The sequence below is a fragment of the Gordonia sp. ABSL11-1 genome, assembly GCF_030315685.1.
GTDB lineage: Bacteria > Actinomycetota > Actinomycetes > Mycobacteriales > Mycobacteriaceae > Gordonia.
In genome coordinates this window covers 245,436-259,471 of record NZ_JASXSI010000002.1, presented here as the reverse complement: position 1 = coordinate 259,471, position 14,036 = coordinate 245,436, and the positions used below count along the sequence as shown (strand labels likewise).

15 protein-coding genes are annotated in these 14,036 nt (G+C 68.3%); all 15 read right to left on the bottom strand.

Annotation, left to right across the window (positions count from 1 at the left end; genetic code table 11):
• Positions 1-25 precede the first annotated feature (25 nt).
• Positions 26-907, bottom strand: coding sequence for a signal peptidase I (gene lepB, locus QSJ19_RS03850; protein ID WP_286318393.1), 882 nt, complete (start codon positions 905-907; stop codon positions 26-28).
• An 18-nt stretch (positions 908-925) separates the two neighbouring features.
• A complete protein-coding gene (gene rplS / locus QSJ19_RS03845; RefSeq protein ID WP_187583705.1) occupies positions 926-1,267 on the bottom strand; it encodes a 50S ribosomal protein L19 in 342 nt (113 codons plus the stop codon).
• 78 nt (positions 1,268-1,345) lie between these two features.
• Positions 1,346-2,320: a hypothetical protein gene (locus QSJ19_RS03840; RefSeq protein WP_286318391.1), complete on the bottom strand. Its 975-nt coding sequence runs from the start codon at positions 2,318-2,320 to the stop codon at positions 1,346-1,348.
• 95 nt (positions 2,321-2,415) lie between these two features.
• A complete protein-coding gene (locus QSJ19_RS03835) occupies positions 2,416-3,474 on the bottom strand; it encodes a hypothetical protein (RefSeq protein ID WP_286318389.1) in 1,059 nt (352 codons plus the stop codon).
• The gene (locus QSJ19_RS03830; RefSeq protein ID WP_286318388.1) at positions 3,471-3,821 is read right to left on the bottom strand and encodes a hypothetical protein; all 351 of its coding nucleotides are present in this window, start codon (positions 3,819-3,821) and stop codon (positions 3,471-3,473) included. The genes QSJ19_RS03835 and QSJ19_RS03830 overlap by 4 nt, the downstream gene beginning before the upstream one ends.
• A complete protein-coding gene (locus QSJ19_RS03825; RefSeq protein WP_286318387.1) occupies positions 3,814-4,167 on the bottom strand; it encodes a YbaB/EbfC family nucleoid-associated protein in 354 nt (117 codons plus the stop codon). The genes QSJ19_RS03830 and QSJ19_RS03825 overlap by 8 nt, the downstream gene beginning before the upstream one ends.
• Before the next feature lie 25 nt (positions 4,168-4,192).
• Positions 4,193-4,930 carry a tRNA (guanosine(37)-N1)-methyltransferase TrmD gene (gene trmD, locus QSJ19_RS03820; RefSeq protein WP_286318386.1) on the bottom strand — a complete coding sequence of 246 codons (738 nt, stop codon included), beginning with the start codon at positions 4,928-4,930 and terminating at the stop codon, positions 4,193-4,195.
• Between the two features lie 2 nt (positions 4,931-4,932).
• Complete coding sequence (gene rimM, locus QSJ19_RS03815) at positions 4,933-5,448, bottom strand: ribosome maturation factor RimM (protein WP_286318385.1); 516 nt, start codon at positions 5,446-5,448, stop codon at positions 4,933-4,935.
• A 17-nt stretch (positions 5,449-5,465) separates the two neighbouring features.
• Positions 5,466-5,708 carry an RNA-binding protein gene (locus tag QSJ19_RS03810; protein WP_286318383.1) on the bottom strand — a complete coding sequence of 81 codons (243 nt, stop codon included), beginning with the start codon at positions 5,706-5,708 and terminating at the stop codon, positions 5,466-5,468.
• On the bottom strand, positions 5,705-6,166 hold the full coding sequence (gene rpsP, locus QSJ19_RS03805) for a 30S ribosomal protein S16 (protein ID WP_286318382.1): 462 nt from the start codon (positions 6,164-6,166) through the stop codon (positions 5,705-5,707). The genes QSJ19_RS03810 and rpsP overlap by 4 nt, the downstream gene beginning before the upstream one ends.
• Positions 6,167-6,674: 508 nt before the next feature.
• The gene (locus tag QSJ19_RS03800; protein WP_286318380.1) at positions 6,675-7,769 is read right to left on the bottom strand and encodes an amidohydrolase family protein; all 1,095 of its coding nucleotides are present in this window, start codon (positions 7,767-7,769) and stop codon (positions 6,675-6,677) included.
• A 105-nt stretch (positions 7,770-7,874) separates the two neighbouring features.
• Complete coding sequence (gene ffh / locus QSJ19_RS03795; RefSeq protein ID WP_286318379.1) at positions 7,875-9,449, bottom strand: signal recognition particle protein; 1,575 nt, start codon at positions 9,447-9,449, stop codon at positions 7,875-7,877.
• Positions 9,450-9,527: 78 nt separating this feature from the next.
• The gene (locus QSJ19_RS03790; RefSeq protein ID WP_286318378.1) at positions 9,528-12,101 is read right to left on the bottom strand and encodes a [protein-PII] uridylyltransferase; all 2,574 of its coding nucleotides are present in this window, start codon (positions 12,099-12,101) and stop codon (positions 9,528-9,530) included.
• A 93-nt stretch (positions 12,102-12,194) separates the two neighbouring features.
• Positions 12,195-12,533 carry a P-II family nitrogen regulator gene (locus QSJ19_RS03785; RefSeq protein ID WP_005176661.1) on the bottom strand — a complete coding sequence of 113 codons (339 nt, stop codon included), beginning with the start codon at positions 12,531-12,533 and terminating at the stop codon, positions 12,195-12,197.
• Between the two features lie 49 nt (positions 12,534-12,582).
• On the bottom strand, positions 12,583-13,926 hold the full coding sequence (locus tag QSJ19_RS03780; protein ID WP_286318376.1) for an ammonium transporter: 1,344 nt from the start codon (positions 13,924-13,926) through the stop codon (positions 12,583-12,585).
• Positions 13,927-14,036: the final 110 nt, after the last annotated feature.

Here is a 14,036-nt window from a genome sequence, read left to right as displayed (position 1 = left end):
ACACCGCACGGTGTCGTCCGCGGGGTCATGACTGGGGGTTGTCCGAGGACACACCACCGATCCTCGAGAAGGGATAGATGATGAACTGGACCTTGCCGCGGATGTCACTGATCGGCACCGTGCCGGTGAACTCGTCCTCCATGTGGAAGCGGGAGTCGGCCGAGTTGGCCCGGTTGTCACCCATCACCCACACGTTCCCCTCGGGAACCTTGACCGGGCCGAAGTCGGGCCCGTAACACGCGTTCGGCGTCCCGTTCGGCGTGGCGGCGATCTCGTTGCCTGCCGCGACGTCCTGGGCCTGCAGCGTCTTGTCGACGTAGGGCTCGTTCAGCGGCTTGCCGTCGACGGTGACCCCGACGTCGTCCGAGTTCTTGCACGCGACGGTCTGACCACCGGTGGCAATCACCCGCTTCACCAGATCGTTCTCGTCCGGAGGGGCGAATCCGAACCAGGACAGGCCGTCCTGGATGCCGTGCACCACCGGGTTGTCCGATCGCGGCGACAACCATGCGCCGTCCCAGGACTCGCTCGGCGCCTTGAAGACGACGACGTCACCGGGACTCGGGTCACCGAAGCGGTAGGACAACTTGTCGATGACGATCCGGTCGTTCGTGCACCCCGCACAGCCGTGCAGTGTCGGTTCCATCGACTCCGATGGGATCACGTACTGCCGGCCGACGAAGGTCTGCAGCAGCCACGTGAGCAGCAGGACACAGCCGATGATGATGACGGCTTCCCGCAGGAGCGAGCCGCGCTTCTCCGGCTTGTCGTCCTTGGTGCGCCAAGGGCGCTCGTCGGGATGGTCGTCGTCCGGATCCCAGCCGTAATCGCGGGAGCGGGACGACGCGGCGTCCGAGTCCGGCGCACCGGAATCCGGGCCGCTGCCCGTGGAGTGTGAGTCGGCCACGTCGTCAGGGTAGACGCGTCAGCGCTTTTCCTTGATCTTGGCTGCCTTGCCGCGCAGATCGCGCAGGTAGTACAGCTTCGCGCGACGGACGTCACCGCGGGTGACGACGTCGATCTTCGCGATGTTCGGGCTGTGCACCGGGAAGGTGCGCTCCACGCCGACGCCGAAGGACACCTTGCGCACCGTGAAGGTCTCCCGCACGCCACCGCCCTGGCGGCGGATGACGACGCCCTTGAAGACCTGGACGCGTTCCTTCGAGCCCTCGATGACCTTGACGTGGACGTCAAGGGTGTCGCCGGGGGCGAACTCGGGGATGTCGTCGCGCTGCGACTGCTTGTCGAGGAAGTCGAGGGTGTTCATGGTGGTGGGTCCAATCTGGCGTTTCGCGTGAACAGAGGAACCTGGCGGCCCCGCACCCGACCACCCGATCATCGGGGATCATGTGTGAGGTTCGACCGGTTCGTGCTCCGAGTCATGGTGTGTGTCCGGGCCACCGCCCGCAGGGGGCACGTCGTCGCCAGGCAACCCGACTATTGTGCCAGACAGACCCCGGTGCGGCGAAATCGCCGGTGGCGGAGGTGCCGGGTGGACGACGCGGTCGAGGTGGTCCTCAGTCGCCGCCCGCACGTGCGGCAGCACATCGGGACGGCCAGCGACGAGGTCCTGGACGAAGATCTTCGCCTGGATGAATGGCCGGCGCAGCGTCCGTTCACGTTCGATGGCCCGCTCCAGCTTGCGGGGCCTGGACAGATAGCGCCAGCGCGCCCATGGCGACGTCGGCCGGGCGAGCCGGATGACGCCGACGATGAGCAACGGCCACGCGAACACCCCCACCACGCCCGTCCAGATCTTGCCCTTCAACACCACGATCGCGGCGAGGATCAGGTTCAGCACCGCGGCCACCGTGTCGACCAGGAACGTGCGCCCGACGCGCAGATCATGGAGTGCGTCGAAGTACAGGTCGAGCGGCCGGAACCCGAGCAGGATCATGCCGGTGGCGGCGAGCGCGATGAACACGGCGTCCACCGACGTACGGCCTTCCTGCGACCAGTAGACGTCACGCAGGTAGAAGATGAGGGCGAACTCGTCGAGGATGAGGGCGGCACCGATGCCGAAGAGCCCGGCCAACACGGACATGGCGACCTGGTCCCCGCTCAGCGAGAACGCTATGAGCCCCAGCCCCGACAGCAGGGTGAGCACGACACCGAACACGACATGATGGATGTGGGTGTCGCCGGCACTCACGTTGGAGAACCACCACCGCACGTCCGCGCGGATCAGTCGGACGCTGATCCGGATGGCGACGAATCCGATGACCAGGCCGAGGAAGAACACCAGAAGCGGCAGCAGCCCACGATCGATGATGTCGTGGTTCAACCAGTGGGAGGCCCGCGCGGAGAGCCAATGGTGCACGCCGCCCAGAGTAGACCCCTGCCCACCGGTGTCCCGGGGCTCGCGCAGAGCCGTTCCGAACGGCCGGGGCCGGAGAGGGTGACCGCGGCAGTGCCCTACGCCGAGTCGTCGCCCGCATCGGCGTGCAGCCATGCCGGGCCGATGGGGTCGGCATCGGTCGGCGCGAACACCTCCGCATCCGTCGCACCCAGAGCCGCGACGGTGTCGGGGGCCATCGGCGTGGCCGCGGCGATCGCCCGCGGCTCGGCGCCGGCGTGGGCCATGTGATCGAGCACGGCGAACTCGGCGGCACGTCCGTTGCCGGCCAAGACCTCACCTGGTCCCAGTTCGAGGCCCGCTCGTTGGTAGGGGTGCGGATCGCTGGTCCCGATGACGACGGCGCGCGATCCATCGGCACTGCGACCGATGCCCACTGCCATCCGGACGAACCCGGCCACCGCTGACGGAAGAGACGCCTGCAGTTGCTCGGCGCGGCGCCGCAACCAGTCGGCGTCGGCCTCGTCGAGAGCGTCGTCGCCGGCGGCGGAACCTGCCCCCCGGGGACCGGCGATCATCCCGGCACCCGCCGCCGCCAGCCCGCCGAGCGCGGAGAACGGCATCATCCCGCTCGTCGCGGCCGGCGTCGGCTGCGGATCGTCGTGGTCCCGTCGGCCGGCATCATCGGCCCGGTCGGTGTAGTCGTCGCCCGCCGCGGTCAAGGCCATGCGCCCGGCACCGGCGGCGACGACCTGCGCGGAGTCGTCGCCGAGCGTGGTCAGCAGATCGGCTCGCAGTCGTTCGCGGTCGGCAATCGAGGCGATGACGGTCATCTCGTTGTGCGTCTCGACGGATGCATCGGCGTAGGCCTCCGCCGCCGTGGCGGCGGCCTCGAGGCTGCCGATGGTGCGGCCGAGATCCGCGCCCGCCGAGGCGAGCCGTACACCCGCGTCCACCATGCCGTCGTGGAAGGCGCCTGCTCCACCAGAGATCGCGTGTGCGCGGTGGGCGCCGACGATCGTGTCAGCGACCGTCGCGAGGCGGGCGGCGACGTCACGACACCTCGCCGCGGATTCCCGGAGGGCGGCGACATCCGCCGTGGGCCATCGACCGGGCGCGAGCTCCTCGGCCAGTGCGCGGACCTCCGGTGGCGTCGGCAACAGCTCGACGGGCGTCACCGGCCGCCGTCCGAGAGTCGCAGCGCCACATCGTGATCCGCCTCGCCGACGATACGTGCACCCCGTCGGAGCCGGGCGCGGTGATCCTCGAGGTGGGCCAGCGCCGTCTCAGCGGACGCCCTGATCGCGTGGTTGCGCAGGGAGAACCCGGCACGGAATGCCTGCGCGGCGGCGTCGACCCCGATGGCCGCGTCCACCGCGTCGAGCGCCGTATCCGCGTCGGTGATCAGCCGGCTCAGGTACGCACCCGCCGACGCCAACACCTCGTCGAGGCCTGCGACGGCGGCGGGATCGACTGCCAACTCCCGGGGCCACACGCCCGCGGCCGGTCCGTCGGTGTCAGTCATCACTTGCCTCCGTCGGTCCGTCGCCACACAGCCGGACATCGGCATAGTCCGGTACTGGTTGGACGGCTGCGGCGAGGATCTGGTTCCGTCGGTCGGTCAGCTGCCGGTCGGCGTCGCGGACGAGCACGGTGATCTGCTCGGAGAGCTGATCGGCGCGCAACCGGCGCATGGCGCGCTGATCGATGCCGAGATCGACGAGCAGACCGCGGGCGTCCACGGTCACCGACACGAGCCGGTCCGGACTCACCGCGTGCGCCGTCAGTGTGCGCAGCGCATCGCCGACGCGTGCCACTTCGGCCCGCTGCCGCGACAGTTCGTCGAGCATGTCCGACCACCGATCCGCCATGGGTCCCCCTCCCGGTGCGCCGATCCTATCGGGCGGTGTCCGTCGCGGGCACGTCGTCGCCGCCCGACGATCGCCCGGTGGCGCGACCGTCCAGGAGATCGGGCCGCCGCTCCCGCGTTCGCGTGAGGGACTGTTCGCGACGCCATGCGGCGACCTTCGCGTGATCGCCCGAGAGCAACACCGGCGGGACGTCGAGATCACGCCACGTGACCGGACGCGTGTAGCTGGGACCTTCGAGGAGTCCGTCGGAGAACGAATCCTCTTGGTGCGACTGCGGATTGCCGAGCACTCCGTCGATGAGCCGCACCGTCGCCTCGATCATCGCCATCGTCGCGACCTCGCCGCCGATCAAGACGAAGTCGCCGAGAGAGACCTCCTCCACGTGTACGCGGCGGGCGGCGTCGTCGAACACACGCTGGTCGATGCCCTCATAGCGGCCGCAGGCGAACACCAGATGCCGTTCGGCGCTCCACCGCTGCGCGGTCGCCTGGGTGAAGGGACGTCCTGCCGGCGTCGGTACGACGAGCACCGCGTCGTCGGGGCACACGTCGTCCAGGCACGGACCCCAGACCTGCGGTTTCATCACCATGCCGGGCCCGCCGCCATAGGGCGAGTCGTCGACGCTGCGATGGACGTCGTGTGTCCAGTCGCGCAGGTCGTGGACGTCGACGGTGATGGTGCCGGCGTCGATTGCCTTGCCCAGCAACGCGACCCGAAGCGGTGCGAGGTACTCGGGGAAGATGGAGACGATGTCGATACGCATGATCAGTCCTCATCGAGGAGACCGTCCGGCGGATCGATCTCGATCCGCTCGGCGGTCACCGTCGGCACGATCTCGCGGACGAACGGGATGAGGACCTCACCGCCCGCCGGTGTGCGCACCGCGAGGACATCGTTGGCCGGCAGATGCAGCACCGACGACACGATCCCCACCTCGACGCCGGAGATCGTGGACACGGGCAGGCCCTCGAGTTCGTGGTCGTAGAACGCGTCCGGGTCCGGCCCCGAGTCGACCTCGGAGCTGTCGATCAGGAACAGCGTGCCGCGCAGGGCGTCGGCTGCGGTCCGGTCGGCGACGTCGTCCAGGGACAGCAACAGCCGCCCGGCATGATTCCGGGCGGCTGTCACCGTGAAGGTCTTGTCACCGCCGCCATGAGGGAGTCGCCCGCGCAGGGATGCCCCCGGCGCGAAGCGCACCTCCGGCTCGTCGGTGCGGATGTCGACCACGACCTCGCCGCGCACACCGTGCGATCTGGCCACACGGCCCACCACGAGATCCATCGCGGAGTCGGTGTCGCTCAGCGATCGGTGTCGACGATGTCGACACGCATACCCCGGCCTCCGATGCCGGAGACGAGGGTGCGCAGAGCGGTCGCGGTACGGCCGTTACGGCCGATGACCTTGCCGAGGTCGTCCGGGTTGACGTGGACCTCGACCAGGCGCCCACGACGCCCGGTGATCATCTCCACCCGGACGTCATCGGGGTTGGCGACGATGCCGCGGACGAGATGCTCGACCGCGTCGGCGACGACAGCGCTCACGCGTCGGCCTTGTCACCCTCGGCGGCCGGAGCGGCGTCGGCGGTCTCGGCCGGAGCCTCGTCGGCCTTCTTGGCGGCCTTCTTCTTGGGGGTGACGGCCTCGGCGACCGGCTCACTGTCGGCGGCGGCCAGTGCAGCGTTGAACAGGTCGAGCTTGGACGGCTTCGGCTCGGCGGTCTTCAGAGTGCCCTCGGCGCCCGGAAGGCCCTTGAACTTCTGCCAGTCGCCGGTGACCTTGAGGATCGCGGCGACCGGCTCGGTCGGCTGCGCGCCGACGCCCAGCCAGTACTGTGCGCGCTCGGAGTCGACCTCGATCAGGCTCGGCTCCTCCTTGGGGTGGTACTTGCCGATGGTCTCGATCACCCGGCCGTTGCGGCGGGTCCGAGAATCGGCGACGACGATGCGGTACTGCGGGTTACGGATCTTGCCGAGCCGCGTGAGCTTGATCTTGACAGCCATGTCTTCTACTTCTTCCTCGAGTGGTCACTGCGCAATTCGGCGATCCGCCCGTACGGCGAACCCGGTTTTGCGATCTGTATCGGTGTGACCGTCGGTCGGTACGTGACCGGCTCCGACGAACCAGCGTGTCATTCTGCCAGACGGGTCGGCCCTCGCGAAATCGCGGGACGGACCGGGCGCACACGATGCATGGTCACCCGCAACCCCGGGTGGACGGCCAGGTCGGGTTCGACATGTGGTTACCCACCCCGCTGAAGGTAACCACATGTCGCGTACATCGGGCGCGCTCCGCCGCCGGTGTACCGCATGGTCGCGCGGCCCTCCCCTGACCTGCTGCGACGCGATTGCCGATGGGGTGCGCACGCCCGCGAACCCTTGCAACGCGACGGCTACTTTACCAGCCGGTAAGTTAGCGATACCAGCGTGGAGGGCGTGGAATACGTCACACAAACGGCTCACACCGACGGGGCTGAACTGGGTTTTTGTCCGAGTCCCACTCAGGAGACCGTTAGCCCACAGTTAGCCCGGAGCAAACGATCTCGCGTGGCCGACGCAATGTCGTCAGGTCCTCACCCGGGTCGTCGTCGAGGACGATGAAGTCGGCGCGGTCTCCCTCGGCGAGCAGTCCCCCGGCGTCGAGCCAGGTGCGCGGCGCGACCGTCGCGGCGTGCAGCGCGCGCCGGGCACCGAACCCGATCGCGGCCATCGCCTCGATCTCGTCGACGATGCGCCCGTGCCCGACGAATCCGCCCGCATCCGTGCCCGCGAACATCGCCACGCCGGCCTCCCGGGCGGCGTCGAACACCGTGCCGGCGTTGTCGTACAACGCGCGCATGGTGGCCTGATAGCGCGGGAAACGGTCGGCGCCGTCGGCGATCCCGGGGAAGTTCTGCACCTGGATGAGTGTGGGCACCAAGCCGATCGAGTGCTCGACCATCTGATCCATCAGGTCGGTCGTGAGTCCGGTGCCGTGCTCGATGCAGTCGACGCTCGCCGCGATCAGATCGGGCAAGGCGTCCGCGCCGAACACGTGCGCAGTGATGCGGGCACCCTGCTCGTGCGCCGCGGCCACGGCCGCGTCGAGTTGGGTTCGGGTCCACAAGGGGGTGAGGTCACCCACCTCGCGGTCGATCCAGTCCCCGACGATCTTCACCCAGCCGTCACCGCTGCGCGCCTGTCGTCGGACCTCGTCGGCGAGTTCGTCGGGATTCTCCAGGTCGACGCCGTAGTCGCGCAGATAGCGCTTGGGCCGCGCGATGTGCTTACCGGAGCGGATGAACCGAGGGCACGCCGGATCGTCGTCGAGTGGATGGGTGTCCAGCGGTGAGCCGACCTCGCGGATGAGCAGCGTCCCGGCCCGCGCATCCTCCATCGCGTACCCGCGCGCACGATCGATCGTCACCCCCAGCCCGGGGGCGATGCCGACGTGATTGTGTGCATCCACCAGTCCGGGGATGATCCAGCCGCCGTCGACGACCGTTCGCGCCGACGCCACCGGTTCCCGGGTGATCCGGTCGCCGACGACCCACAGGTCGATGCCCTCGTCGGTGAACGGGTCGCGACCGCGGTAGTGGCGGACCTCGCCGGCCGGCCCCGAGGACATCGAACGGGAATCGGTTGAGGCGGAATCGATCTGGTCGGTATCAGTCTGGGCGGAATCGGGCATGCTGCGGTCAGGGCCTCCCGTGTCGCGTGGTGCTCGGTCGGACTACTTCTTCTTCTTGGGCTGCTGGAACTGCGAGACGTCGAGACCTTCGAGTCCGGGTGGCAGCTCGTCGAGCCCCGCAGGCATGTTCGAGAGATCGGGGAAGCCGGCGGGCATCCCACCGGGCATACCCGGCATCCCCATGCCGGGGAACCCGCCGCGTGCCTTCGGTGGCGTGGGTCCGCGGTTCTTGCCCTTCTTCCCCTTGCCCTTCTTGCGGTTCGACTTCCGGCCGCCACCCATGCCCATGCGCCCGGACATCTGCGACATCATCTTGCGTGCGTCGAAGAATCGGTCGACGAGCTGGTTGACCTCGCTGACGGTGACGCCGGAGCCGTTGGCGATGCGCAGGCGGCGCGACGCGTTGATGATCTTCGGATTCTCGCGTTCGGCAGGGGTCATGCCCCGGATGATCGCCTGCACGCGGTCGAGTTGGCTGTCGTCCACCTGCGACAGGGCGTCCTTCATCTGACCGGCGCCCGGCAGCATGCCGAGTATGTTGCCGATCGGGCCCATCTTGCGGATCATCAGCATCTGCTCGAGGAAGTCCTCGAGTGTGAGTTCGCCCTGCGTGATCTTCGCCGCGGCGGCCTCGGCCTGCTGTGCGTCCCAATGCTGTTCGGCCTGCTCGATGAGCGACAGCACGTCACCCATGCCGAGGATGCGGCTCGCCATCCGGTCGGGATGGAACACGTCGAAGTCGTCGAGCTTCTCCCCCGACGACGCGAACATGATCGGCCTGCCGGTGACCTCGCGGACCGAGAGGGCGGCACCGCCGCGGGCATCGCCGTCCAGTTTCGTCAGTACGACGCCGGTGAACCCGACACCCTCCTGGAACGCCTCGGCCGTCGTCACCGCGTCCTGGCCGATCATGGCGTCGACGACGAACAGGACCTCGTCGGGGTCGGTGGCCTCCCGGATGTCGGAGGCCTGACGCATCAGCTCCTCGTCGATGCCGAGTCGGCCCGCGGTGTCGATGACGACGACGTCGTAGTGTGCGGCGATCGCCTCGGCGACACCGGCGCGCGCGACCTCCACCGGGTCGCCGGAGGTGACACCGAGTTCGCCCTCACCACCGATGCTGGTGCCGGGGTGCGGCGCGAACACCTTCACGTCTGCGCGCTCGCCGACGATCTGGAGCTGGGAGACCGCGCCCGGACGCTGCAGGTCACAGGCCACGAGCAGAGGGGTGTGTCCCTGCTTCTTCAACCAGTGACCCAGCTTGCCGGCCAGGGTCGTCTTACCGGCGCCCTGGAGGCCGGCCAGCATGATGATCGTCGGAGGCTTCTTGGCGAAACCGATCCGACGCGTCTCTCCGCCGAGGATGCCGACCAGTTCGTCGTTGACGATCTTGACGACCTGCTGCGCCGGGTTGAGCGCACCGGACACCTCGGCACCCTTGGCGCGCTCCTTGACCTTGGCGATGAAGCCCCGGACCACCGGGAGCGAGACGTCGGCCTCGAGCAACGCGAGCCGGATCTCCCGGCACGTGCGGTCGATGTCGGCGTCGGACAGCCGCCCTTTGCCCCGCAGGTCCTTCAGCGCATCGGCCAACCGATCGGATAGCGAATCGAACATTCCCCTAGTCTTCCATGCTCGTGGCCGGTACCCACCGCGCCCTCGCGAGAATCGCCCGCCGATGGCGCCGCGCGGCGCTCAGCTGATCGGCACCCCGGACCGTGCCGTTCCCCCGGCTGCCTGCGGGCCGTCGCCGTCGGACTCCGCCCGCGGCTGGGGCGGCGGGCACACCGTGAGGACGTCGTCGGCGAGTGCCTGTCGCGCGGCCGCCGTGTCGTCGGGCAGGAGCAGGCAGAACGTGTCGACGACGGTACTGCCGAGGGTCGCCACCTTCGCCCACCGAACCTGCGCGCGGTGGCGCTCGATGACCGCGCTGACGCGGCTGAGCAGCCCGATGCGATCGTCGGTGCGCAGTTCCATCAGCACCTCCGCGGACGGCTCATCCGAATCGGCCGTTGCCGAATCGGCGTCGGTTCCGGTGACCGGGTCCACCCAGATGATCCGCGGGGGCGCGACCGCGAACAGCGCCGGCACCGCGGTCTTCGGATGACCCGCGCCGTCGACGGCGGGGTCGGTGCTGCCCGCCGACGCACCCGTCCCGGCAGCCGCGCCCGGCGGCACCATGATGGAGCCGATTGTCGGGATCGGGGAGTCGGCCTCGCGGGCGTCGAGTCGTGCGAGCACGTCGACCTTGCCCTCGACGGCAGCCATCAGCTGCTGGCGCATCAGGCCGGCTTCTGGCGGACTGCCGAACATCGGCACGACGATGAACGTGTTCACCGCACTCGCCGCATGACATTGGACGGTCGCCGAATGTGACCGCAGGCCGTTGAGCCCGAGCACGCCGGCCATCTTCGACAGCAGACCGGGCTGATCGGGCGCGACCATCGTGACGCGGTAGGTGTGCGGGCCGTCCGCAGGCACGATCTCGACGGAGAAACCACCGGCCTCGGCGAGACGGATCTGCTCGGGGTCCAACGGCTCCGGGCGCGCCAACTCACCGCCGTCGATCAGCCGCAGCGCGCGTCGGACGAGCTCGCTGATCAGCGAGGCCTTCCACTCACCCCAGACCCCCGGACCGGTGGCCAGCGAATCGGCCTCGGCCAGGGTGGCCAGCAACTCGAGCAGAACGCGGTTGTGGCCCAACGTCTCCGCGACCATCTCGGCGGTCGCCGGGTCGTCGAGGTCGCGTCGGGTCGCCACGGTCGGCAACAGCAGATGATGACGCACCATCTCCGACAACACCGTGACGTCCTGCGGCCACAGGCCGAACCGGTTGCCGATCTGGATGGCCAGTTCGGCCCCGACGATGCTGTGGTCGGCGCCTCGGCCTTTACCCAGGTCGTGGATCAGCGCCCCGAGCACCAGGAGATCGGGGCGCGACACCCGGGTGGTCATCGAACCGGCATGCGCGGCGGTCTCGACGAGGTGGCGGTCGACGGTCCAGGTGTGGATCGCGTCGCGCGGCGGCAGGTCTCGCACGGCACCCCATTCGGGCAGCAGCCGGCCCCATAGCCCGGTGCGGTCGAGCGCCTCGACCGGATCCACCATGTGATGTCCGGAACCGAGCAGGACCAGCAGATCGCTGAGCGCCTCGGACGGCCATGGTTCGCGGAGTTCGGGCGCGTAGTCGGCAAGACGGCTCAGGGTCGACGCGCTGATCGGCAGTCCGGTCCGCGCCGACGCCGACGCCACGCGCAGGATCAGGCCGGGGTCTTTGCTCGGAATAGCGTTGCGCGCCAGCACGATCTCCCCGTTGTGTTCGACCACGCCCTCGTCGAGCGGACGACGGATGGGCGATCGACGCAGCTTCGCCAGGCCGCGCCGCGGCAGCGCATTGCCCGCGGTCCGCAGGCCGACGTCGATGGAATAGCTGACGGTACGGGCCGAATCACTGATCACCCGGGCGAGGTCGAAACGGTCGCCGATGCGCAGGGCGGCGCCGATCTCGTCGGCGTCCTGAGCGCGGACCTGCTCGCGTGGCCGCCCGGCAATGCGGTGCAGTTCGGTGCGGATGTCGAGGAGACGGCCATAGGCCACCTGCGCTCCGGCACCCGGTGAGTCCGGACGCAGGCTCGCCATGCCGTCGGTCAGTTGCGCCATCGCGAGAGCGCCGAGGAGCTGGACGTCGCGCAGCCCGCCGCGGCCGTTCTTCAGATCCGGTTCGGCACGATGGGCGATGTCACCGGCTCGGCGCCACCGGTCCTGCGCGTGGGCCACGACGTCGGGGAAGCGATCTCGGATCTCGGTGCGCCACTGCTGACGGACTCCCCCGATCAGCAAGGTCGACAGATCCTCGTCGCCCGCGATGTGGCGGGCCTCGAGCAGGCCCAGTGCGGCGCTGACGTCCTCGGACGCCACCTGCAGCGCCTGCGGGACCGTCCGGACACTGTGATCCAACGGGATGTTGGCGTCCCACAACGGATACCAGAGCCCGTCGGCCACCTCCGACACACGATCCGGTGCGATGTCGTCGTGCAACAGGATCAGGTCCAGATCCGAGAACGGGAGCAACTCGCCACGCCCGAGCCCGCCCACCGCGACGATGGCGAATCCACTGTCGGAACGGATTCCGAGCTCGGCCGCCTTGCTCGTGAGCCAGAACTCGTGGAGATCGACGAGCACCTGCCGGAGGCCGGCCGCGTCGAGTTTGCCGCTCTTCCCCGACTCCAGGAGCTGTCGGCGCGTCGCCGCGAGATCTGTTGCTGCCACGAGGGTTTCGTACTCCCTATGCGATGGACACGGCCCCGCGCCTGAATCGTCAGACGCGGGGCCGTGAGATGGATTCGAAAGGTGCGCGCCGGGTCAGAGCGCGTCGGCGCCCCGCTCACCGGTGCGGACGCGAACGACCGACTCGACCGGCGAGACCCACACCTTTCCGTCACCGATCTTGCCGGTGCGTGCAGCTTCGACGATGACGTCGACGACCTTGTCGACCGCGGCGTCGTCGACCACGACCTCGACCCGGACCTTGGGGACGAAATCGACGGAGTACTCAGCGCCGCGATAGACCTCGGTGTGACCTTTCTGTCGGCCGTAACCCTGGACCTCACTCACGGTCATACCCAGGATTCCGGCTTGTTCCAGTCCGGCCTTGACGTCCTCAAGCGTGAACGGTTTCACGATTGCGGTGATCAGCTTCATCAGTTATCCCTCTCCACAGGAATCAGCGTAGTAGCGAAAGTGCAGGGTTTCATGCCAGTTCGTACGCGGTCTCGGCATGCTCTGCCTCATCGATACCGTTGTGCTCGTCTTCCTGACTGACCTTCCAGCCGAGAGGCTTGAGGATCAAGGCGATGACCAACGTGAGGACACCGGTGAACACGAGGGCGAACAGGGCGATCACGATCTGCACCACGAGCTGCTTGTAATCGTGGCCGTAGAACAGTCCGGTCTCCTCGGCGAGGAGGCCGATCGCCACCGTGCCCCAGAGCCCGGAGACCAGGTGGACACCGACGACGTCGAGCGAGTCGTCGTAGCCGAACTTGTTCTTCAGGCTGATCGCGAGGGCCGACAGGACACCGGCGACGACACCAAGGATGAGCGAACCGACCGGGGTGAGTGCGCCACACGCCGGGGTGATCGCGACGAGACCCGCGACGATGCCCGATGCGGCACCGACGCTGGTCGGATGACGGTCGCGCACCCATTCCACGGCGAGCCAGCCGATCATCGCGGCAGCGGTGGCGGCGGTGGTGTTGATCCACACCTTGCCGGCCACCATGTCGGCGGCGAGCTCGGAACCGGCGTTGAAGCCGAACCAGCCGAACCACAGCAGTGCGGCACCCAGCATGACGAACGGGATGTTGTGCGGACGGTAGGCCGTCTTGCCGAATCCGGCACGGGTGCCGACGACCAGGGCGAGGACGAGCGCTGCCATACCCGCGTTGATGTGGACGACCGTGCCACCGGCGAAGTCGATCGGTGCCACCGTGGCCGCGCCGTCGGTGGTGCCGAACATCCATGCGGCGAAGCCCTCCTCGGCCCCGGACATGATGCCGCCTCCCCAGACCATGTGCGAGAGCGGGAAGTACACGACGGTCGCCCAGATGACCGAGAACACCAGCCAGGTGGAGAACTTCACGCGCTCGGCCAGGGCACCGGAGATCAGGGCCACCGTGATGACCGCGAAGGTCAGCTGGAAGGCCAGGAAGACCGTGGACGGGATCGTCAGCCCGCCGGTCACGACCTGTTCGACGGCCTCTCCGTTCTGCGTGATCTCCTTCGTCTCCACCAATTGGTTGGAACCGAAGAGCGCGAACGGGTTCGAGAAGACGCCCCAGATGTCGTCATCACCGGTGATGCCGTTGCCGAAGGCCATCGAGAAGCCCCACAGCACGTACACGACGCTGACGGTCGCGATCGAGCCGAAGGACATCATCATCATGTTCAGAACCGATTTACCCCGTGCCAACCCCCCGTAGAAGAAGGCGAGTGCCGGCGTCATCAACAGGACCATCGACGCGCTGGCGAGCATCCATGCGGTGTTACCGGCATCTGGTACTGCGAAAGCATCGTCTGGCAGTGCCAAAACCACTGTAGAAACCTCCCTAGAGTGCGCCGACCTCTCGGCGCCTGCAAAGACTCTGGCGGGACTCGGTTTCATCCGTGGTGCTCGGACGTTTCGGACATGTGAACCCGTGGCGG